This window comes from Sediminispirochaeta bajacaliforniensis DSM 16054, assembly GCF_000378205.1.
In the GTDB taxonomy this organism is placed as follows: domain Bacteria; phylum Spirochaetota; class Spirochaetia; order DSM-16054; family Sediminispirochaetaceae; genus Sediminispirochaeta; species Sediminispirochaeta bajacaliforniensis.
Window position 1 is genome coordinate 1 of record NZ_KB899428.1, and the last position, 20,288, is coordinate 20,288.

Annotated in this window: 18 protein-coding genes; 12 read left to right on the forward strand and 6 right to left on the reverse strand. The window is 50.5% G+C overall.

Annotated features, from left to right (window positions below; translation table 11 throughout):
* Positions 1 to 225: hypothetical protein (locus F459_RS24000; RefSeq protein WP_033300983.1), on the forward strand; the 225-nt coding region annotated here is incomplete at its 5' end.
* 76 nt (positions 226 to 301) lie between these two features.
* On the opposite strand, the gene F459_RS0118285 is transcribed toward F459_RS24000, so the two are convergent.
* Complete coding sequence (locus F459_RS0118285; RefSeq protein WP_020614160.1) at positions 302 to 1,015, reverse strand: hypothetical protein; 714 nt, start codon at positions 1,013 to 1,015, stop codon at positions 302 to 304.
* 133 nt (positions 1,016 to 1,148) lie between these two features.
* Between F459_RS0118285 and murG the strand changes: the two genes are divergently transcribed.
* From murG to F459_RS0118310, 5 genes are read left to right on the forward strand one after another with little or no spacing between them, the layout of a single operon-like run.
* Positions 1,149 to 2,258, forward strand: a complete 1,110-nt coding sequence (murG, locus tag F459_RS0118290) for an undecaprenyldiphospho-muramoylpentapeptide beta-N-acetylglucosaminyltransferase (RefSeq protein WP_245540222.1) — start codon at positions 1,149 to 1,151, stop codon at positions 2,256 to 2,258.
* 12 nt (positions 2,259 to 2,270) lie between these two features.
* Positions 2,271 to 2,765: a CvpA family protein gene (locus tag F459_RS0118295; RefSeq protein WP_020614162.1), complete on the forward strand. Its 495-nt coding sequence runs from the start codon at positions 2,271 to 2,273 to the stop codon at positions 2,763 to 2,765.
* A complete protein-coding gene (locus tag F459_RS0118300) occupies positions 2,758 to 3,975 on the forward strand; it encodes a hypothetical protein (protein WP_020614163.1) in 1,218 nt (405 codons plus the stop codon). The genes F459_RS0118295 and F459_RS0118300 overlap by 8 nt, the downstream gene beginning before the upstream one ends.
* The gene (locus tag F459_RS0118305) at positions 3,968 to 5,131 is read left to right on the forward strand and encodes a two-component system sensor histidine kinase NtrB (protein ID WP_020614164.1); all 1,164 of its coding nucleotides are present in this window, start codon (positions 3,968 to 3,970) and stop codon (positions 5,129 to 5,131) included. Before F459_RS0118300 ends, F459_RS0118305 begins: the two co-directional genes overlap by 8 nt.
* 3 nt (positions 5,132 to 5,134) lie before the next feature.
* On the forward strand, positions 5,135 to 6,496 hold the full coding sequence (locus tag F459_RS0118310; RefSeq protein WP_020614165.1) for a sigma-54-dependent transcriptional regulator: 1,362 nt from the start codon (positions 5,135 to 5,137) through the stop codon (positions 6,494 to 6,496).
* Here F459_RS0118310 and F459_RS0118315 read toward each other — a convergent pair.
* Both F459_RS0118315 and F459_RS0118320 read right to left on the reverse strand, forming a co-directional pair.
* Complete coding sequence (locus tag F459_RS0118315; RefSeq protein ID WP_020614166.1) at positions 6,493 to 6,948, reverse strand: J domain-containing protein; 456 nt, start codon at positions 6,946 to 6,948, stop codon at positions 6,493 to 6,495. The two genes, F459_RS0118310 and F459_RS0118315, sit on opposite strands and share 4 nt — an antisense overlap.
* Complete coding sequence (locus F459_RS0118320) at positions 6,932 to 7,804, reverse strand: diaminopimelate epimerase (RefSeq protein WP_051086188.1); 873 nt, start codon at positions 7,802 to 7,804, stop codon at positions 6,932 to 6,934. Before F459_RS0118320 ends, F459_RS0118315 begins: the two co-directional genes overlap by 17 nt.
* A gap of 35 nt (positions 7,805 to 7,839) precedes the next feature.
* Between F459_RS0118320 and F459_RS0118325 the strand changes: the two genes are divergently transcribed.
* Complete coding sequence (locus F459_RS0118325) at positions 7,840 to 10,314, forward strand: helicase C-terminal domain-containing protein (protein ID WP_020614168.1); 2,475 nt, start codon at positions 7,840 to 7,842, stop codon at positions 10,312 to 10,314.
* Between the two features lie 232 nt (positions 10,315 to 10,546).
* On the opposite strand, the gene F459_RS0118330 is transcribed toward F459_RS0118325, so the two are convergent.
* The gene (locus F459_RS0118330; protein ID WP_020614169.1) at positions 10,547 to 10,810 is read right to left on the reverse strand and encodes a co-chaperone GroES; all 264 of its coding nucleotides are present in this window, start codon (positions 10,808 to 10,810) and stop codon (positions 10,547 to 10,549) included.
* A 162-nt stretch (positions 10,811 to 10,972) separates the two neighbouring features.
* On the opposite strand from F459_RS0118330, the gene F459_RS0118335 reads away from it, so the two are divergent.
* The 5 genes from F459_RS0118335 to F459_RS0118355 all read left to right on the forward strand — a co-directional run bounded on the left by F459_RS0118335 (position 10,973) and on the right by F459_RS0118355 (position 17,792).
* Positions 10,973 to 11,320 (forward strand): hypothetical protein, encoded by a 348-nt coding sequence (locus F459_RS0118335; RefSeq protein WP_013254305.1) that lies wholly within the window; start codon positions 10,973 to 10,975, stop codon positions 11,318 to 11,320.
* Between the two features lie 204 nt (positions 11,321 to 11,524).
* The gene (locus tag F459_RS0118340; RefSeq protein WP_020614170.1) at positions 11,525 to 12,400 is read left to right on the forward strand and encodes a sigma-70 family RNA polymerase sigma factor; all 876 of its coding nucleotides are present in this window, start codon (positions 11,525 to 11,527) and stop codon (positions 12,398 to 12,400) included.
* Between the two features lie 178 nt (positions 12,401 to 12,578).
* Positions 12,579 to 15,245 carry a pyruvate, phosphate dikinase gene (ppdK, locus tag F459_RS0118345; RefSeq protein ID WP_020614171.1) on the forward strand — a complete coding sequence of 889 codons (2,667 nt, stop codon included), beginning with the start codon at positions 12,579 to 12,581 and terminating at the stop codon, positions 15,243 to 15,245.
* 86 nt (positions 15,246 to 15,331) lie between these two features.
* Entirely contained in the window at positions 15,332 to 16,054 is a 723-nt protein-coding gene (locus F459_RS0118350; protein WP_026295106.1) for an endonuclease III domain-containing protein, read from the forward strand.
* Between the two features lie 103 nt (positions 16,055 to 16,157).
* Entirely contained in the window at positions 16,158 to 17,792 is a 1,635-nt protein-coding gene (locus F459_RS0118355) for an ABC-F family ATP-binding cassette domain-containing protein (protein WP_020614173.1), read from the forward strand.
* A gap of 56 nt (positions 17,793 to 17,848) precedes the next feature.
* Here F459_RS0118355 and coaBC read toward each other — a convergent pair whose 3' ends face one another.
* Positions 17,849 to 19,108 carry a bifunctional phosphopantothenoylcysteine decarboxylase/phosphopantothenate--cysteine ligase CoaBC gene (gene coaBC / locus F459_RS0118360; protein ID WP_020614174.1) on the reverse strand — a complete coding sequence of 420 codons (1,260 nt, stop codon included), beginning with the start codon at positions 19,106 to 19,108 and terminating at the stop codon, positions 17,849 to 17,851.
* Positions 19,105 to 20,283 carry a tyrosine decarboxylase MfnA gene (gene mfnA / locus F459_RS0118365; RefSeq protein ID WP_020614175.1) on the reverse strand — a complete coding sequence of 393 codons (1,179 nt, stop codon included), beginning with the start codon at positions 20,281 to 20,283 and terminating at the stop codon, positions 19,105 to 19,107. The genes coaBC and mfnA overlap by 4 nt, the downstream gene beginning before the upstream one ends.
* Between the last annotated feature and the right edge of the window lie 5 nt (positions 20,284 to 20,288).

Here is a 20,288-nt window from a genome sequence, read left to right on the forward strand (position 1 = left end):
GGTTTTGTAGGAAAGGTGGAAATGGGTCCAGTAGTCGATGCTGAAGGTGCGGGTGGAGAAGGAGAGGTGGCAGGTTTTGCATTTGAACTTTTGGATGCGGGGGGAGGTTTTGGTGGAGTAGGAGCCTGTTCTAAAGAACCAGTAGCCTTTTGGAGAGAAGTGGTTGAGGCAATGGGGATTGGGGCAGAAGGGGGGATGGAACATGGAAAAACTCCTTTTTCGTAGCGTTCTTACTATAAGTAACTACGAGAAAAGGAGATTTTATTCATTTTTCACCACGATTCCAGACAGTAGTAAAGAATTACTGCTTTGCTGCAGCAGACTCCAAGGCCTTGAAAAACCCCCTGAGATCGGAAGTCCCAAAAAGTTTCATGGCCAGAGTTGTTCCTGGAATAGGATCGGGAAAGACCGTATTGACAAAATTTCTGATATAGGTTCTTGGCGTTCCGTCTGAGGTCGGTTCGAGGGGTTTCACATACCAGGAACCGTAGAGCTGGCTCATCTTTCCGTCGAGCGACTCCTTAAGCCGCCATGTTATCAGAAAAGAACCGTCGGGAAAAAAGAGAGGGTAGCGTTCAAGCCGGTAGGAAAAGCTGTCTCCGATCCCCACAAAGGTGAATTCGGTTCTAACCTCCTGAATATGCGGTTTGTCAAAGGACCTCTCCGGAGTAAGGTCCTTAGAGTAGACCAGCCTTGGGTACATTGAGGCTTCTCCGTCGTGGTCGAGTAGACAGAGGATGATAGAGCGAGCAGAAAGCATAAAAAGGGCTTGGCTGTCGGTAATGGTGAAGAGGCCCTGAACATCTGGATGTTCCTTATCAACCACCTGTTCTATTACTTCTGCTTTAGACCCCAACTTGTACGGATCGGTTCCCTCAGGGATCGCGGCGCGAAAACGATATGCTGTTTTGACTATGTCAGGAATGGGATCGGCTCCTGCTATAGGTAATAAAAGAAAAAAAGAAAGTTCCAGAACTATACACGATAACAGTATGCGGTAAAGACGCTGATGCATGGCAACATAATAAATAGCTGTATCTCATTTTGTCCAGTACAAATGAAACAGTATGTGCGAATAATAGTGAAAGCTTGAATTGAATTAACGCAGTGCTTTCCCTTCCGCCATCCTCCGTGTTATGGTACTTTTCATGAATGAAAAGAGACGCGTGATCGCCTTTACAGGGGGAGGTACCGGTGGGCATGTTTTCCCTGCCTTTGCGGTGTGGGAGTCCTTGAAAGAGGCGGACCGTGAAGGCTGGCTGAACTATGTGTGGATTGGATCCCGAGATGGCATGGAAAAACAGTTGGTCCATGCCAGGGGGATTGATTATGCAGAAATTCCTTCCGGCAAATTCAGACGTTATTTCAGCTTAAAGAACCTTACGGATATTTTCCGTATTGCTGCCGGTTTTATATGTTCACTCCGGATTCTAAAAAAGCGAAAGGTCTCTATGCTTTTTTCCAAGGGAGGCTTTGTCTCCGTACCTCCGGTGATTGCCGCCCATATTCTCGGTATCCCTGTTATCAGCCACGAATCCGATCTTGACCCCGGCCTTGCCACAAGAATGAACAGCCGCTTCTCTGATCTTCTATGCCTTGCGTACGAGAAGACGGCAAGAGCATTCTCCTCGAAACGGAATATTGTGGTTACCGGAAATCCTGTGCGCAAGGAAATTCTCGAGGGAAACAGGGAAACGGGACGACGCTTGTATGATATTCCGGAAGGAAAGCCTCTTTTGTTGGTGCTCGGCGGAAGCCTCGGAGCCCTTCAGGTAAATGAGTTGGTAGCTGGAAGCCTCGATGGTTTACTATACCGTTTTTTCGTTATTCATCAAATGGGTGAGCAGCTCTACCATGCGTCGAATAGGAAGGGCTATGTAACGGTACCTTTTCTCCGAGCCGAGCTTCCTCATCTCCTCGCTGCTGCCGACCTGGTCCTTTGTCGTTCAGGAGCGGGGACCCTATGGGAAAATGGTGTAACAGCAAGTCCTGCAATATTGGTTCCATTGGGAATGGGGGCAAGTCGAGGTGACCAGTTGCGCAACGCCGAATTCTTTTCGGAAGCGAAGGCTGCGCTTATACTAAAAGGGAAGGATGGAGGGGAGCCTGATCCTTCCGATCTGCTTGAGGCGGCTTTTTCTCTCATTGATGATACAGCGAAGCTAAGCTCCATGGCCGCTTCTGCTTCTGCTCTTTGCAATAAGGATGCCGCAGAAACGATAGCCCGTTTGCTGCTTTCTCAACTCGAAAAGGCATGATGGGAGGCTTTCATGGAATTTTCCGCCGTTGATGTCGTGGCTTTGATTATTGTCCTTGTCCTTGGTGTTCGCTGTGCCTTTCGAGGTTTTGTTGCGGAACTGATGGCCTTTGCGGCAATCCTTCTCGGCTTGGTTGCCGCAGTAGTGTTTGGTGGCCTCGTCGTTCCCTTTGCCCAGCGGTATATAGGGGATGGATTTTGGACGCCGATAGCCTCGTTCTTGGCTGTATTTCTTGTAACCTATATTGTCGTAAAGCTTTTTGAAGGGGCCTTGTACCGCCTCATCGACAGGGTCAATCTTGAAAAAATGGACCAGGCCCTCGGCTTTTTTCTCGGCCTTGTGGAAGGTGTTCTGCTTCTTGCTGTCCTTCTGTTTCTCATTCGGATTCAGCCGGTTTTCGACCCGGAACCTTTATTATCCCGAAGTTTTTTGGTCCCCTTTCTCGAAAAGCTGATCCCTTTGGGAAAAGGATTTATCGAATCGGCGTTAGGGGAAAGTAGTGTTTGAAAATATCTTAAGACAAAAACGGGTTATTTCATTTTTGAAAGAAGATATCGCTTCGGGGCGGCTTCCGTCGTCATTGCTTTTTTACGGAGAGCCTTACTCGGGCAAGCTCTCTACAGCGTTGGAGCTTGCCAGGGTTATTTCTTGTTCGGCAGAGGGAAACTGGAATTGCTCCTGCCGCTCTTGCCGCGAATACAGGTCTTTGACCAGCCAGTATCTTCTCATGACCGGCGGTCGCTATTTTTACGAAGAGATCTCCGCCAGTGGTGATACCATGTATCGCAATCCCTCTCCCGCCACCGCCTACCTCTACATTAGATCTGTCCGCAAACTTCTTCGGCGTTTTGACGCTCAGCTGTGGGAGGGAAACGAGGCAAAACTGAAGAGCGTCCGTGGCTCTGTCGAGGCCCTTGCCACCTCGATTGATGAACTTGAACCCGAAGAAAGCGAACACAAACGGAGCGATCTGGAAAAGATCGTGAAGTCAAACGCTTCCCATGTGGAAAAGATCTGCGGCTCATCGGTAAGTAAGAATATTCCGATCGACCAAATCCGCAATATCTCCTACTGGTGCAGGAGCCTCGGCGGCGATCATCCCAAGTTCGTATTACTTGAAGGTGTTGAGAATATGGTCGATTCTTCCCGCAACGCCCTGCTAAAACTTCTCGAAGAGCCGCCTGAGAATTGCTATCTTATCCTCCTCACTAGTCGAAAGGGGGGAATCATTCAGACGATCCTCTCCAGAGTGCGGCAGTATTCCTTTTCTCCCAGAGACCTGAACGCTTCCGAGGAGGTCCTTAGGCGTATTTTTCGCATCGAGGATACAAATCAGAGTCTAAGACATTTTTTCCTTTCCTGGAAAGGGGTGCGTACCGATCAGCTTGCCGATGCCGCGGAACGGGTCATTACCACCATCCTTGAGGGAGGGAGATATGAGATAGAGGCCTTTGACGAGTTGATAAAGCAATATGCTTCGGCAGAACAGTTCGAGCCCTTTCTTGAGGAGCTTACCTCAAGGCTTTCCGCACTCTTGGCTCCGGCAGGGACGAGAAAGGGCTTTCCCCTTTCTCCCGAGTTGATAGCCGAATGGAATGGCTATATTCGTGAGGCCTATGTGCGCAGGAGTGTCTATAATCAAAGTGGTTCCCTGCTGCTTGAAAGCCTCTTATATCGCATGGCTGAAAGTATAGAGAAGGAGCGATGTGGTGCGTAAATTTATTCAAAGAGCCCTTGCAAAGCTTCCTAAACTTGATCAGGAGCAAATTCGTCATCTCCTCATTGCCGTAGCAGGCGAAAATGAGAGGCTTGAGGTGGTCCTCGATTCGATGACCGATGGTGTTATCGTCACCGATGGCAATCATCGAATTATTCTGACCAACAAAAGCTCGGAGCGTTTGGTTCCCTTTGTAACAGCCGATCTTGATGAAAAGATATTGTGGGAAGTGATCGACGATCGTGAGGTTGCAACCTTTTTGAAGGAGAGTCTTCTCTCAGGCGAGCGGGTCGAGGATGTCGAATTCACCCTTGGTCACAGCGGATCGGTACAGACCCTTTCGTTTAATCTCATGCCGATGGTAAAGGATGGGAGTATCGAGGGCTCTCTGCTTATTGTTGCGGATGTCACCGATCGTCGTCGACGAGAAGCCCGTCTGCGTCGTGCCGAGAATCTGGCCAGTTTAACCACCCTTGCCGCAGGGGTTGCCCATGAGATAAAGAACCCTCTCGGTTCCATCGGCATCCATATTCAGCTTATGCAGCGCTCCCTTGATCGAGACGGTTGTCTTGATCGGGAGCATGGCCTTGAGTACCTCGACATCATGGAGGAAGAAGTTGAACGTTTGAATGGAATTGTTGTGGACTTCCTTTTTGCCGTTCGGCCGATGAATACTGAGTTGAAACAGGCTGATGTCAATGCGGTGATCCACGACCTCCTTCAGTTTACCAATTATGAGCTCCAGGAAGGCGGAGTACAGGTGGTGGAGGAGTACGACGATGGTGTTCCGAAGGTTGAGCTTGATGAGAAGTATCTCAAACAGGCTCTTTTGAATATCATCAAGAACGCCCAGGCGGCCATGCCCGATGGCGGAAGTCTGACGGTAACCACCGGGTTTAAAGATGATCAGGTTACCATTGCAATCGCCGACACCGGTATCGGTATCGGCGAAGATATGGTCGGCAAAATTTTCGAACCCTACTTTACCACGAAAGAGTTCGGCTCCGGCCTTGGCCTTACGGTAGTATATAAGATTATCAAGGAGCATGGCGGGGATATTTCGCTCCGATCAAAGAAGGGTGAGGGAACGGTCTTTACCATAAGCCTTCCCGTTCCCCAAAAGGAGCGGAGACTTTTGGACTTCCAGGGAGAGTGATCTATGCAGTTTCATATTTTGATCGTCGACGACGAAAAAAACATCCGTGAAGGTCTTGGCAAAAGCCTTGAAATGGACGGGCATAAGGTCTTTCTCGCTGCCACGGGAAAGGATGGCTGGCACATTGTCACCACCGAAGAGGTTGATCTGGTGATCACCGATCTGAAAATGCCGGAGATGGGGGGATCCGATCTTTTGAAAAAGATTGTATCTTCCTATCCTACCGTACCCGTTGTGATTCTCACCGGGCATGGTACCATCGAGTCTGCCGTCTCTGCCATACAGGATGGGGCTTATGACTTCCTGACTAAGCCTGTTGACCTTGAACGGCTCAGTCATATTGTCAGGAGGGCCCTTAGCAACCGAGAACTGGTTATTCAAAACAGGAACCTCCAAGATGAGCTCGACCGAATCAGCCGTCGAAGTAAATTCGACAAGATGATAGGAAAGAGCCCCCAGATGCGCAAGGTGATGGAGCTTATCGATCAGGTGGCTCAGACCAAAGCTTCCGTTCTCATCACCGGTGAGAGCGGTGTCGGGAAAGAACTGGTGGCCGACGCTATTCATTTCCTTTCGAACCGGAGAGAAAAGCCCTTTGTGAAGGTTCACTGTGCTGCCTTATCGGAAAACTTGCTGGAGAGCGAACTGTTCGGCCATGAAAAGGGCTCCTTTACCGGTGCCATTTCACGGAAAAAGGGGCGATTTGAATTGGCCCACGAAGGGACCATCTTTCTCGATGAGATCGGGGAGATAAGCCAGCAGGTCCAGATCAAAATCCTTCGTGTACTTCAGGAAAAGCAGTTCGAACGGGTAGGGGGAGAGTCGACCCTCGAGGTCGATGTCAGGGTGGTAAGCGCCACAAACCGTGATCTCAAGGCGGAGATCGAGGCTGGTACCTTTCGTGAAGATCTTTTTTATCGCCTCAATGTCGTCAATATCCATGTTCCCCCCTTAAGGGAACGAACCGAAGATATCCCCTTGCTTGCTTCGGCATTTCTGAAAGAATTCAGCGAAGAGAATGGCAAGCAGATCGAGGGAATCGATCCCAAAGCTCGACTTGCCCTTTACAATTACCGGTGGCCGGGAAATATTCGCGAATTGAGGAATTGCATAGAAAGTTCCGTGGTCATGTGTAAAGGCCAGGTCATTACGACAGACGATCTCCCCCCTTCTGTTACCCAGGGAGCCGAAGACAGCCTTATCCGTATTCCTGTGGGTATTGCTATGGAGGAGGCGGAAAAAGAGATTATTCGCGCTACCTTGAACCATGAAAAGGGAAACAAAACCCGCTGTGCGGAGGTCCTGGGTATAGGGCGAAAAACCCTGCATCGAAAGATCAAGGAGTATGGCCTGGAAGAAGATTAAACGGCCTGGCCCCTGGCAATTTCCCATGCCCGTATTCTTCCGAAGGAATAATTTATGTTCTGGGTTATTGTGGTTGCCCGTTTCAGCATTTCGGGGTCTCCGGCATGGTGATCGGGGTGGTGCCGTTTCAGCATTGATCTGTGGGCCGCCTTGACATGCGGAAACTCTGCGCCGAAGGGTACACCTAGTAATTTGTAATCATCCCGAAGCTCCTCGGGCGGAAGATCGAAACCGGAGTGCTTTTCTTCCCGCCCGGTATAACCACCGTTTCCTCGATCCGAACTTCTTTGTGACGAAGAGCCTCCGAGAAAAGACTCCAGTTCTTCCCATGCCTCTTGGTAATCCCTGTCTTCATACGGATCACTTTCGTGAATATAAAAATCGTAATCGCCGTCCGGGGTCCTAAACATCGAGCGAAGCAGGCGATGAAATCGATCAAGCAGCGGGTCCATCTTTTTCCTCCGTGGAGTAGTTGCCGGTAAAAACATAATGAGGAACACCTCCGACGACAAGAGGGCCGGACCCTGTCCAGGTTACATACAGTTCTTCTGATTGATTTTGATTTACTTTTCGAGCGGTAACCTCCCGTCCCGAGGATCCACCTGAGGCACACAAAAGGGTGGCCGCCGCCGCCTCTATGACAGCATCGCCTGGACCCTGCGCCGGAAAAGGGCTGTAGGCGATCAGGCTTTGCTGCTCGGCAACCGCGAATACGGCTGAACCGATATTCTGCTTTCGGACATGGCGACAGAAAGCCTCTGCACGCTCTGTCTCCGGTAGCCCGGGAACCATTGCCGTGGCCCGGGCAGGAAATTCGGAAAAGCTGCAACAGGTGTAGGCTATCGATTGATCCTGCAGAGGCTTCCAGAGGTGTACCTCTTGCCGATCATCCTCCTTAATTTCCTCTCCGGAGAGGGAAATCGGGATGCCCAGTTCTATCTGGAAAAGGGTGCTGTCTATACAGGTTATTTCAATATCTTTCGCCGGCCCCTCGATGACCAGGCGGTCTTTATTGAACAATCCAAAGTCGAAGGCAAATCGGGAAGCGCATAGAAGTGCCGATGCGTTCAGCTCCTCTCTCCTTTTTTCTTGTGCTCCCGAAAAGGGAGAAAGAAAGTGTATCCCGACGTTCTGCTCGCGTGAGGGGTAGAGCAGAATGATACCGTCGCCTCCGACCCCTCGTCTCCTGTCGCAGATGAGATCCACGCTCTTCCTGTCGAATAGGTGTTCCGAAATATCGTTGGTAAGAGCATTGATAAGAAGAAAATCGCAGTCCGCAAGGACAAGCTTGTAAAAAGGAATATCCATCCAGACCATTGTACACAAATCAAGGCTTTCGTCCAATGAAAAGCATCCGCCGCCTTGATCTTTTGGCGTCTACCATCATAATGGATACGATGAAAATCGGGGAACGACTGACGTTAGAGGCTGCTGATTATGCCAGGAACAGTATAGAAGAGGCGGAGGGAAACGAGGTTTTCTTTGTCGGTTCTTTCAATGGCTCCGGGAAGGTTGAGTTTATCGAAGCGGTGGCCCGCGGCAACGAACATGCCGTACCTGCGCTTGCTCCCTTCGTTGAGACCGGCGATGTGGTGATACACAATCATCCTTCCGGTGTTCTTAAACCCAGTGGCCCAGATCTTCGCATCGCATCGGAATTGGGTAACCGGGGAATCGGTTTTTACATTATCGATAGTGGTGCCACCAGGGTCTATGCCGTTGCCGAACCTGCCCGGAAACGGAGAATCGTTCCCCTCGACGCTGAAAAATTATCGTCTCTCATGACCCCCGGAGGCCTTCTTTCTCGTATCTTTTCCGACTATCAGATGCGGGATTCGCAGGTCCAGATGATGGAACGTATCATCGAGGCTTTCAATAGTGATGAGATCCTTCTTGCCGAAGCGGGAACCGGGGTCGGTAAAAGCCTTGCCTATCTGATTCCTTCCATCGCCTGGGCCGTAGCCAACGGCGAGCGGGTAGTCATCTCTACAGCCACGATCAACCTTCAGCAGCAACTCATTGAGAAAGATATACCCCTGGTGCGACGCCTTGTGAAGGGAGAAATAAAAAGCGTTCTTGTAAAGGGAAGGGGCAATTACCTCTGTCTTCGTCGGTTTGAAGAGGCTTTGGAGGAGAATTCGCTTTTTCGGGAAGATACTAGTGAACTCGAAGCGATTCGGAAATGGGTTTCCTCCACGGATACCGGAAGCCGAAGCGATCTCCCATTTTATCCCCTTCGGGAAACATGGGCAAAGGTATGTTCCGAGACTGATGCCTGCATGGGGCTACGCTGTCGTCACCGCGAATCCTGTTTTGTTTTGCGGGCCCGTCGGGAGGCCGCATCGGCAAATATTCTGGTGGTAAACCATCATCTCCTCTTTTCAGATCTTGCCTTACGTATCGAGGGAGCGGGCTTTGAGGGTGGTGCTGTCCTTCCTGCCTTCAATCGGCTTGTTTTTGATGAAGCCCATACCATCGAACGCAGTGCCACCAGCTTTTTTTCAAGAAGCTACCAGCTTCCATCTTTGCTCAAACAACTGAGCAGACTTCGCCGCAGCCAGGGGCGCCGAACCTTTGGTTCGCTGGTTTCCTTACAAAAGCGGTCGACCCGGCCCGAACTCTTTGAACGGTTCCCCGCATTTCTTTCGAAACTGAAAGAAAGTGCCGAGAAACTCGACCAATCGGGCTTACAGCTGTTATCGGGAACAAACTCCTTACGTTGTCAAAGCCTCTCTTCCGATGATCTTCGTCGTCTTCTGGAGTCTATGGCCCTTGTCCGAAGTGATATCACAGCCCTGATTACCAGGATTTCCGCCGCCTTGGAGAGCGTCGATACCGAGGATGATGACCAGGATCTTTTTGAGACCAAGACCATCCTGGAACGACTTTCAAACATGGCTTCTCTTCTCGGCTCATTTCGGGAACTTACAGAGCGCCCCGAATCGGTATTCTGGATGGAGGTGAGGGGAAGCGGGGAGCGTCGTTTCGCCGTTTTCAACGAGACCCCCCTGGATATCGGCCCCGTGATGCGGGAAGCTGTATATGAACCCTTTAAGACATTAATCTGTACCTCGGCAACCCTGACCGTAAACGGACAATTTTCCTTTTGGATGGGGAGGGTCGGGCTCTTCCCTTCCGAGGAACGACTTGTGTCCGAAATCTTTCCCTCTCCCTTCCGCTATCGGGATCAGGTGCTCCTTGCCCTTCCTACCGACCCTCCTGATCCCTCTTCCTCGGGCTATCAGGAATACGTGAATCGTTTTGTCAGGGATGCCATACTGACTGCAGGTGGAAGCACCCTAGTCCTCTTTACCAGCTACGGTATGCTCAATCAAACCTGGGAAGCCGTGGCACCGGACCTTGAGGCCGAAAAGATTCCTGTCTTACGACAAGGGGACGACGACCGAAGCCGCCTTATGAATGCCTTTGTGGGAAATGTTTCGGCGGTCCTTTTTGCTACCGATTCCTTCTGGGAAGGGGTCGATGCCCCCGGTGATGCTCTACGCATGGTCATTATCTGCAAACTTCCCTTCCGTGTACCTACCGAACCAGTGCTTCAGGCTCGCATGGAGGCCATCGAGGCAAAGGGTGGAAATCCCTTTTTCATGCTGAGTCTCCCGGAGGCAGCCATGCGTCTGAAGCAGGGCTTTGGGAGGCTCATGAGAAAGGCCGAAGATCACGGAGTTGTGGCGATACTGGACCCGAGACTGACAAGAAAAAGCTACGGCAAAATTATGCTTGCAAGTCTTCCCGAAACAGCGGTAAGCCGAAAGGATTCCACGGCACTCATGGGGCAGATTGAAGAGTTCCTTTTTTAGCCGATGTTTCTTTTTTCCTTTATTAGTGTTCCGAATCCTGGTGGTCTGCATGCCCTTTTGTCTGTACCGTAATCGATTTAGTGCCGATGCTCGCTTTTTTCTATGTTTTCTCCTCCAGGGGGCTGCGGGGAAAGGAATTACGTTTCTCCAACCACCAGGATTCGGAACAGTAGGTTTTTTTACAAAAAAAAAGACCGCTCGAGATGAGCGGCCTTTTGGGTCGTGCACTTTCTTAGCCGATAACTGCAAGGACATCGGAAAAACGAAGTAGCAGATGTTCCTCTCCGTCGACTTTGACCTGAGTTCCGGCATATTTGTCGTACATCACCTTGTCGCCAGCCTTTACCTTGATCGTTTCGTCGTCCCCGATCTCGACAACCACACCAGTCTGTGTCTTTTCCTGGGCAGTCTGGGGTATGAAAATCCCTCCTGCAGTCTTCTCTTCACCAGATTCAAGTTTTACCAAAACGCGGTCACCAAGGGGTTTTATCTTCATACCATCCTCCTGAAAATGTGTTTGAAATATGATTGATTGAACTACTCAATAGCTGAAGCAAATATACGCATGAACCCTTTGGTGGTCAAGAAAAAGCTGTAAAAAGTGTTGCTTGTCCCATGAGCCAAGTTATAGTATCTTAATAGGGGAGAGTGTGTAGGTATGGGAAATTCTGAAAACGGTATTATCTATCACGATTTCGGCTCAAGACGATGCGACTACCCTCAGAAAGGGGGGCTTCAGCAGCGGTATCGTGAGGACTGGCGCCGCTTTTATGTTATCCAGCTTCATCAATATCTTTCCGTCAAGCGTTCCGGTCGACTCGGCAGTCAAGCCGAAGGGGATATGATTCGGGATCTTCTTGCCGTTTACTGGGAGGAGATTCTGGCCTCGGGAGTTCTTGCCGGGATGGGCCTCTTTGAAAAGATCAGAATGTTTCATGATATACAGATTGATTTCCCCTTTATCGAGGTACCCGCTCCGGAAGGCTTTATCCCCTTCAGGGGGTAATTCTGGCCCATATTTCATCGCTTTTTAAGCTGTTGTTTCCTTTTGACACAATCTTGAACTTCTTTTTGCTGATATGGCTATCGGTTTTACGGTATGGATTGTGAAACGATCTTATAATTACTTACACTGTATATAAATATAATTTTTTTGTTTTAGATCGATTACTTGGCACGGAGTTTGCATTATATTTACCAGGAGGACAGTATGCCTACAAAAAAGAATATAAACAGCAGGTCCGGAGATTTCGGAAATGAGAATGTTATTTCAATATATTTAAAAGAAATCAACAAGGTACCTCTTCTCTCCAGGGAAGACGAGGATCGTTACGCTCGGCTTGCCGCCGATGGTGATGAACATGCCAAGGAGATGTTGATCAAAAGCAACCTTCGCTTTGTGGTAAATGTAGCCAAGAAGTATCAGAATCAGGGACTTCCCCTGGCCGATCTCATCAATGAGGGAAATATCGGATTGATGAATGCTATCGAGCGCTACGATGTCGATAAGGGGTATCATTTTATCAGTTATGCCGTGTGGTGGATCCGCCAGGCAATACTGAAGGCCATCAGTGAAAAGGCCCGGATGATTCGTCTGCCTCTCAACCGTGCGAACGAGCTTGTTCAGATCGAGAAGGCGAAGAAGGGGCTTCAGCTGGAAGGAAAAGAAGAACCCGAGTTTGAAGAGATAGCCCGGGCCGTCGGTATGGACGCCGAGCATGTTGCTTCCCTTGTCAATATCAGCCGTGATCTTGTTTCTCTGGAGTCTCCCGTTTACACCGATCGAAGTCAAAGTGAGCTTGGTGATTTTATCGAAGATGTGGACTACAAGAGTCCCGACGAGACGCTGATGGAGCAGTCTCTGAAAGAGGATATTGCCAAGGTGCTTGATACCCTTTCCGAAAAAGAGGCCGATATTATCCGCCACCGCTTCGGGCTTGACGGAAGAGCGCCTCTTTCTCTCAAGGACATCGGCGACCGATACAATCTTACCAAAGAGCGAATCCGGCAGATCGAGAAGAAAGCGATCAAGCGGCTTCAGCATCCTTCTCGTCGGCAATACCTTGAATCTTATGTTGCTGTATAGCGACAATTTTTCTCTTGAACAAACGTGCAGAAAAAACCGGGATTCTTCCACAGTTTCCCGGTTTTTTTTTCTCTGAACCTATAGTAAAATAAGCAAAACTTGACATGTACATTGTTATGGCTTAGTTTTTATCTGCTTAGCAATTACGAAAATAATTCTGGAGGTCTATCGAAGATTTATGGCTAAAACAAAAATGATCTATTTTTTTGGTGACGGGAAGGCGGAAGGCAACGCGAAGATGAAGGATTTGCTCGGGGGCAAGGGAGCAAATCTGGCCGAAATGACCAGCATCGGCGTGCCTGTACCTCCGGGCTTCACAATTTCCACCGAGGTTTGTTCTGCATTTTATGAGAACAAACGTTCTTATCCCGCAGGATTTGACTCGGAACTTAAAGAGCATCTTAGTTCGCTTGAAAAGCTTATGGGAAAGAAACTGGGAGATGCAAATGATCCTCTTCTTGTTTCCGTCCGTTCCGGTGCCGCCATATCCATGCCTGGTATGATGGATACCATCCTCAATCTTGGTTTAAATGATCAGGCAACGGTAGGCCTCGGCGAAAAGACCGGTAATCCGCGATTTGCCTGGGATGCGTATCGCCGTTTTATCCAGATGTTTTCCAATGTGGCCATGGGTATGAAAGGGGAGGTATTCGAGGCTATTCTTGAAAAAATCAAGGCGGATAAAAACGTTGAACTCGACACCGAACTTGATGCCGATGATCTCCAGAAGGTTGTGACGGAATACAAGAAGGCATACAAGAAACACATGAAGAGCGATTTCCCTCAGGATCCTGTGGATCAGCTCCAAAAGGCAATCGATGCGGTTTTCGGTTCATGGATGAATGATCGGGCTATCCACTATCGTAAGCTCAACAATATCACCGGTTTGCTCGGTACCGCCGTTAATGTCCAGTCCATGGTCTTTGGAAATTTCGGTGACGACTCGGGAACCGGCGTCTGTTTTAGCAGGGACCCTTCGACGGGAAAAAAGGTGTTCTACGGTGAGTTCCTTATGAATGCCCAGGGAGAAGATGTTGTCGCCGGTATCCGGACCCCTGAAAAGCTTAGTTCTCTAAAAAAGCGAAATTCCGCCGTATATGACGAGCTTGAGGCTATCAAGGACAAACTCGAAAGCCACTACCACGACATGCAGGATATCGAGTTCACCATTCAGCAGGGGAAGCTTTTTCTGCTTCAGACCAGAAACGGTAAGAGGACCGGACCTGCGGCGGTAAAGATTGCCGTTGACATGGTTGCCGAAAAGATGATCACGGAAGAGGAGGCCATCGGACGGGTTAGCCCCGATCAGTTGGACCAGCTTTTTCACCCCGGTATCGATCCAAAAATGAAGAAATCGCTTTCTCCCATTGCCAAGGGACTCAACGCTTCCCCCGGAGCAGCAACCGGTCAGGTCGTTTTTACGGCTGAAGACGCCGAAGCCTGGGCGAAGGATGGGAAAAAGGTCCTGCTCGTGCGAAAAGAGACCAGCCCCGAAGATATCGGCGGAATGGTTGCCGCTCAGGGTGTGCTTACCAGCACCGGCGGTATGACCAGTCACGCTGCTGTCGTCGCCCGCGGTATGGGTAAGCCCTGTGTCGCCGGTTGTAAGGCAGTGGTCGTTTCAGGAAAAGCCATGAGTGTCGACGGAAAGAAGTTCAAGGAAGGTGACTATCTCTCCATCGACGGTTCTACAGGTGAGGTTTTCGAGGGTGAGCTCGAGCTTGTTTCTCCCAAGATTACCAAAGACCTTGCCACCTTTTTGGGATGGGCCGATAAGGTCCGTCTCTCCGCAAAGCGGGAAGGCATTGCCGGTGTCGGCTTTCAGGTAAGGACCAATGCCGATCAGCCGGCCGATGCCAAGGTTGCCCGGAAATTCGGAGCGGAAGGGATCGGTCTTTGCCGAACCGAGCACATGTTCTTCGACGAGGGAAAGCTGGAGATATTCCAGGAGATGATCATTTCTGAAACGGCGGAGGCACGTTCTGATGCCTTAAAGAAACTACTCCCTCTACAGAAAAAAGACTTCAAGGGAATCTTTACCGCAATGGAAGGGCTCCCCGTTACCATACGGCTCCTTGATCCTCCCTTACATGAATTCGTTCCCAAAACGGCGGAAGAGGTGAAAGAGCTGGCGGCAAAGCTCGGAATCAAGCCTGCCCAGTTAAAAGCGAAGGCCGAAGCGTTGAAAGAGCTCAACCCCATGCTTGGTCACCGCGGTTGCCGTCTCGGTATTACCTATCCCGAAATCTACGACATGCAGGTTGAGGCCATTATGGCGGCGGCCTGTGAGGTTCAGAAGTCGGGCAAAAAGGTGCATCCCGAAATCATGATCCCGCTTATCGGAACCGTAAAAGAGCTTCAGATGCTCCGGGCCAATGCCGAAGCTGTTATTGAAAAGGTTCTTAGCCAGAAAAAGATGAAGGTTGATTATAAGATCGGCACCATGATCGAGATTCCCCGTGCCGCGTTGACCGCCGACAAGGTTGCGGCTTCCGCCGATTTCTTCAGTTTCGGAACCAACGACCTTACCCAGATGACCTTCGGCTATAGCCGGGACGACATCGGTTCCTTTATCGGAGATTATCTTGATCAGGGCGTCTTACCCCGTGATCCCTTCCAGTCATTGGATACCGAAGGTGTCGGGCAGCTTGTTTCCATGGGTGTCGAGAGGGGCCGATCGGTCAAAGGCGACCTCAAGATGGGGATCTGCGGTGAACACGGCGGAGATCCCGATTCCATCGATTTTTGTTATCGAACCGGGCTCAACTATGTCAGCTGTTCCCCTTACAGGGTTCCAATTGCCCGTCTTGCCGCAGCCCAGGCTGTGGCCCGTAGCAAAAAATAGCTGATCTTTTGTTCTGCTAAAGGATTATCTTCTACACCGCTTCCAATTGTTCCGGGGGCGGTGCCTTTTTTTATGCGAGGAAAACTGTGATAGAGCCACAGACTCTTTATCAGCTATTCATGGAACTTTATGGTCCGCGAGGTTGGTGGCCCGTGGTGACAGATGCGGGAAAGCAGGGCCACGATGCGAAGGGATACCATCCCTTGGATTATAGCATTCCCGATACGGCGCACCGCCGTTTCGAGATCGCTCTCGGAGCAATATTGACCCAAAACACCGCATGGCGTAATGTCCGCCTTTGCCTTGAGGCCTTGGATGAAGCCGGGGCAATCGATATGCAGCACCTGCTTTCTCTTTCCGACGAGCGGCTTGAGGCACTCATCCGGCCCTCGGGATATTACCGGCAGAAGGCGAGAAAACTGAAAACCCTTGCCCGTTTTTTCCTGGAGAATGGCTACGGGGAAGTATCCGCCGCATCGACGCCGAGTCGCGAAGAACTGCTTTCACTTTGGGGCATAGGCGAAGAAACCGCGGATTCGATTTTACTTTATGCCTTTGGTGTTCCGGTGCTTGTCATAGACGCCTATACTCGGCGGATACTTGCTCGTTTAAAGGGTGAGGAACTCTCGGATAGGGAGATACGCGGCTATCTTTCCTCCGCAACCGAGGGAAAAGATGTAGAGCAGCAACGTAGGATTCTCAATGAATTTCATGCCCTCTTTGTCGAACATGGAAAAAACAGATGTGCCAAGCGTTCCCCCGATTGTGAACGTTGTGGAATAAAGGCCTGGTGTAAAGGCCCGTTCTAAGGGGCCTGGACCCGGTGTGTTCCGGTTGACAGCCCCGCCTCTTCCGTGAACAATGGGGGCCAATACTAAACAGGGAAAACCACATCGAATAAGGAATATGTAAGTGATTACTGCAAGCAATATCATGCTCCGTTTTGGGGAGCGAGTCCTTTTTAAGGACGTTACTATCAAATTTACTCCGGGAAATTGCTATGGGGTCATAGGCGCCAACGGAGCGGGAAAATCCACCTTTCTCAATATTCTCTCGGGAGAGTTGGATTCCGATGCTGGAGAAATCATTATCAGCCCTGGAGAACGACTCTCGGTGCTCAGACAGGACCATTTTGCTTTTGATGAACATACCGTACTTGAGACCGTCATCATGGGGCACAAGGAGCTCTATTCCGTCAAAGCGGAACGGGACGCCATCTATGAGAAGAGTGATTTTACCGAGGAGGATGGTATTAGGGCGGCAGAGCTCGAGGGGCAGTTCGCCGATCTCGGCGGGTGGGAGGCAGAGGCGGAGGCTGGTCAGCTTCTTTCCGGCCTTGGTATAGCGGAATCCCTACTTGAGACCAGGATGGGGGAGCTTGAACCTGGGGATAAGGTTCGCGTTCTTCTTGCCCAGGCCCTTTTCGGCAATCCCGATATCCTCCTCCTCGACGAGCCGACCAACCATCTTGATCTTGAATCTATCAACTGGTTGGAAGATTTTCTTCTTCGCTTTTCCAATACCGTGATTGTTGTCAGCCACGATCGTCATTTTCTCAATACCGTTTGTACCCATATTGCCGATATCGATTTTGGGAAGATCCAGCTCTATGTCGGAAACTACGATTTCTGGTATATGTCCAGCCAGCTTGCTGCCAAACAGCGCAAGGATGAGAAAAAAAGGAGAGAGGATAAGGCTGCAGAATTGAAGGAGTTCATTCAGCGTTTTTCATCCAATGCAAGTAAGGCACGACAGGCGACCAGCAGAAAAAAACTTCTCGAGAAGCTGACCATCGATGACATCAAACCATCAAGTCGCCGTTTCCCCTATGTCAGTTTTAAACCTGAGCGGGAGTGTGGAAAAAATGTCCTTGAAGTGAAGGGGCTTTCGGCCTCCTTTGAGGGAGAGAAGCTTTTTGAGAATCTTGATTTTGCCGTTAACAGAGGAGACAAGATTGCCTTTGTCGGCCCTATGCATCAGGCAAAGACCACCCTTTTCGACATTCTCAGCGGAAAAGCAGGTCCCGACGCGGGAAGCTATGACTGGGGAGTAACCATCACCCCAAGTTACTTTCCAAAGAATAATATTTCCTTTTTTGAAAATGAGATGAGCCTCACCGAATGGCTCAGGCAATTTACCGAAAGCGACGATGAGGCGTGGATCAGAGGCTTTCTCGGTCGTATGCTTTTTTCAGGTGATGAGGCCATGAAATCGGTTAAGGTGCTTTCCGGTGGGGAAAAGGTGCGTTGTATGCTCAGCAAGATGATGCTCAGCGGTGCAAATGTTCTGATCTTCGACGAACCGACCAATCACCTCGACCTCGAATCCATCACCGCCTTGAACAACGGCTTGATCGAATTCCCCGAGGTCCTCCTTTTTACAAGCCATGACCATCAGTTCGTCCATACCATTGCCAACAGAATTATCGAATTTACTCCAAGCGGTATCATCGACAGGATGATGCCCTTCGACGACTATCTGGCCAGCGAGGATGTAAGGGCCGTCCGTGATCAGATGTACCACGAGCATCTCAGGTTGACGATCTGATTTCTTGTCTCATCCTCTGTGGTTGATTGAAAGCAGCCCCCAGCGGCGGCCCTGGTTCAAGAACCAAGCCGCCGGGCAGCTTCGAGAAGCAGGCGCCTGGCTGCGGCATCTTTCAGGCTCAATGGCAGGTCGATCTCTTCTCCGTCTTTGAAAAAGAGGTGAAGCTGATTGGTTTCTGTCTCAAAACCGGACCCCTCTTTTGAAACATCATTGACAGCAATCATATCGGCGCTCGCCTTTTTCATCCTCGCAAGGGCATCCTTACGAAGCTCCGCTTCGCTCACCTTATGCAGGGCCCTGAATGCGATAAGATAGGTTTTGGGAGAGAGTTCCTTGATCCTGTCGAGTATCTTTGGGGTCGGAGTCAGGGTAAGGTTAAGCTCCTTTCTCCCGTGGGTCGATATTTTGGTCGACGAGACCGAATTGCACTGCCAGTCGCCAACGGCTGCCGCCGCCACATAGATATCGACATCCTTTTTATCCAGGATTTGTTTGCTGGCAGCAAGAAGAGACTCTGATGTATCGCATCTGATAAGCTCTACTCCGGCGGGAGGCTTTACACCGATTTTTCCCGCAAGAACCGTTACACGGGCTCCCGAAAGCATTGCCGTCCTGGCAATAGCCATTCCCATGCGTCCGGAGGCGTTGTTTGTAATGACACGAACAGGATCGATATATTCGACGGTTCTTCCCGCCGTGACCACGACATGCTTTCCCGAGAGTGGGGCCGAGTTCTGAAGCAAAAGGGGCAGGGCCGCGTGAAAAATGGTGTCGGGATCGGGGATCTTCGCTTTTCCCTCTTCGATTTTCGGATCAAGAACCGAGATTCCCAGTTTTCTCAGGGTTGCAATGTTTTGGACCACCATGGGATGACGCCACATCGGCTCATGCATGGCGGGAACGATCAAAAGAGGAATACCCTGACCGATGGCGGTCGTCGCAAGGGTCGTCACCGTGGTGTCGTCTATTCCTGCGGCGATCTTGCCGAGGGTATTGGCTGTAGAGGGCGCGATGAGAAGGAGGTCAATCTTTTCCGGAACATCCCCCGCAAGGGCGACATGTTCGATTTTGCCGGTGAGTTTTGTGATGGTTTCGTGTCCTGTTGCCCACTCCATGAGGTCGGGATGGATGATACCGCAGGCCGCTTCGGTCATAACCGGGTAAACGTCGGCACCATGACGCATAAGTTGTCTTGCCAGTTCCGGACTTTTCACTGCTCCGACACTTCCGCAAATACCAAGGGCAATGCTCTTGCCCGAAAGGCAAGCGCTGGCTGTACCGATGATATCCTTCGACGGATGATTATTCATGCTCATGCTATTATCTCCTCGAGGTCATGTAAAAAGGCATCCAGCATCGTTTTGCTTACATGCGGCATTACCGTGATTCTGAGAAAGCCGGGGAAAAGACTAAGAGCCCAGCCGCGACCTCGAAGTCGGCGGGCCAGCTCGTCCGGATCGATCCTACGATGTTTTGCGGGTCTGAGCCCTACTACGTTCATTTGCGGTTCGATTACGGCATCTACACCACTCATGGAATTTAATCGATCGTAGAGGTAACGGCTGTTTTCCATACATGCCGCCACGGTTTCGACATAGCCCTTTCTTCCAAGACGATGTAAGGTGGCCCAAATCGACGCCACCGAGGCTCCTGATCTGGTTCCCACGATGGTGCGCTGTCGTGTTTTTCCTCCGGCAAGATAGCTCACTTCGGTTTCCGAGGCCACCGCAGCATCGTGATTTCGAAAAACAATAGCGCCGGCCGGAATGGCGCAGCGCCCCATTTTATGTGGATCAATGGTGATACTGCTAACACCCGGCAGGGAGAAATCAAAGGCTGGTGCGGTGTATCCTGCTTCGGCCAGAAAGGGGAGAACGAATCCGCCGAAGGCGGCATCAACGTGAAGGGGAAGCTTCCATGCCGTGGCCGCAGCGGATATCTCGGTTATAGGGTCGACCGCCCCGAGACCTGTTGTCCCGGCAACTGCCACAAGTACCATGGTCTTATCATCTATTGCCTCGAGATATCGTTTCAGATCGACCCTGCCGTCATCTCCCACCGGGATCTTACAAAGATCAAGGTCCATGATGTCGGCAGCCTTGTCGAAAGAAAAATGGGCACTTTCGGGAAGTACCACCTTCCGTTTTTCCCTGTGTTTTCGTTTGGCAGCCCAGAGGGCGATGAGGTTTGCCTCTGTTCCGCCCGTGACGATTGCACCTTCCGCGCTCCGACTTCCCAATAGACGACCCAGCATCCCGATTGTTTCCCGTTCAAGCTGCTGAAGCCGTGGATGCAGCCCCGGATCCCCTATATTTCGGTCGAGATAATGTTCATAGACCTTTGCACTGGTGGGGTGGGGAAGGGTACACATCGATCCGAGAATTCGCTCTCCCGAAAAAGAGAGATCACCCTCCAGTTTTCTGCCCAGCGCAGCAAGTATATCGGCTTCCCCAGAGCCTTGAAGGGGAATCTCTTCTGTCGTATCTTCCATCGCCG

Excerpts from the sequence above, each read along its gene's own strand:
- F459_RS0118325 (WP_020614168.1), top strand. The coding sequence starts at position 7,840 with ATGAAAAGCATCCGCCGCCTTGATCTTTTGGCGTCTACCATCATAATG.
- F459_RS0118320 (WP_051086188.1), bottom strand. The coding sequence starts at position 7,804 with ATGGATATTCCTTTTTACAAGCTTGTCCTTGCGGACTGCGATTTTCTT.
- F459_RS0118340 (WP_020614170.1), top strand. The coding sequence starts at position 11,525 with ATGCCTACAAAAAAGAATATAAACAGCAGGTCCGGAGATTTCGGAAAT.
- F459_RS0118315 (WP_020614166.1), bottom strand. The coding sequence starts at position 6,948 with ATGGACCCGCTGCTTGATCGATTTCATCGCCTGCTTCGCTCGATGTTT.
- murG (WP_245540222.1), top strand. The coding sequence starts at position 1,149 with ATGAATGAAAAGAGACGCGTGATCGCCTTTACAGGGGGAGGTACCGGT.
- coaBC (WP_020614174.1), bottom strand. The coding sequence starts at position 19,108 with ATGAGCATGAATAATCATCCGTCGAAGGATATCATCGGTACAGCCAGC.
- mfnA (WP_020614175.1), bottom strand. The coding sequence starts at position 20,283 with ATGGAAGATACGACAGAAGAGATTCCCCTTCAAGGCTCTGGGGAAGCC.
- F459_RS0118295 (WP_020614162.1), top strand. The coding sequence starts at position 2,271 with ATGGAATTTTCCGCCGTTGATGTCGTGGCTTTGATTATTGTCCTTGTC.
- F459_RS0118335 (WP_013254305.1), top strand. The coding sequence starts at position 10,973 with ATGGGAAATTCTGAAAACGGTATTATCTATCACGATTTCGGCTCAAGA.
- F459_RS0118285 (WP_020614160.1), bottom strand. The coding sequence starts at position 1,015 with ATGCATCAGCGTCTTTACCGCATACTGTTATCGTGTATAGTTCTGGAA.
- ppdK (WP_020614171.1), top strand. The coding sequence starts at position 12,579 with ATGGCTAAAACAAAAATGATCTATTTTTTTGGTGACGGGAAGGCGGAA.
- F459_RS0118330 (WP_020614169.1), bottom strand. The coding sequence starts at position 10,810 with ATGAAGATAAAACCCCTTGGTGACCGCGTTTTGGTAAAACTTGAATCT.
- F459_RS0118310 (WP_020614165.1), top strand. The coding sequence starts at position 5,135 with ATGCAGTTTCATATTTTGATCGTCGACGACGAAAAAAACATCCGTGAA.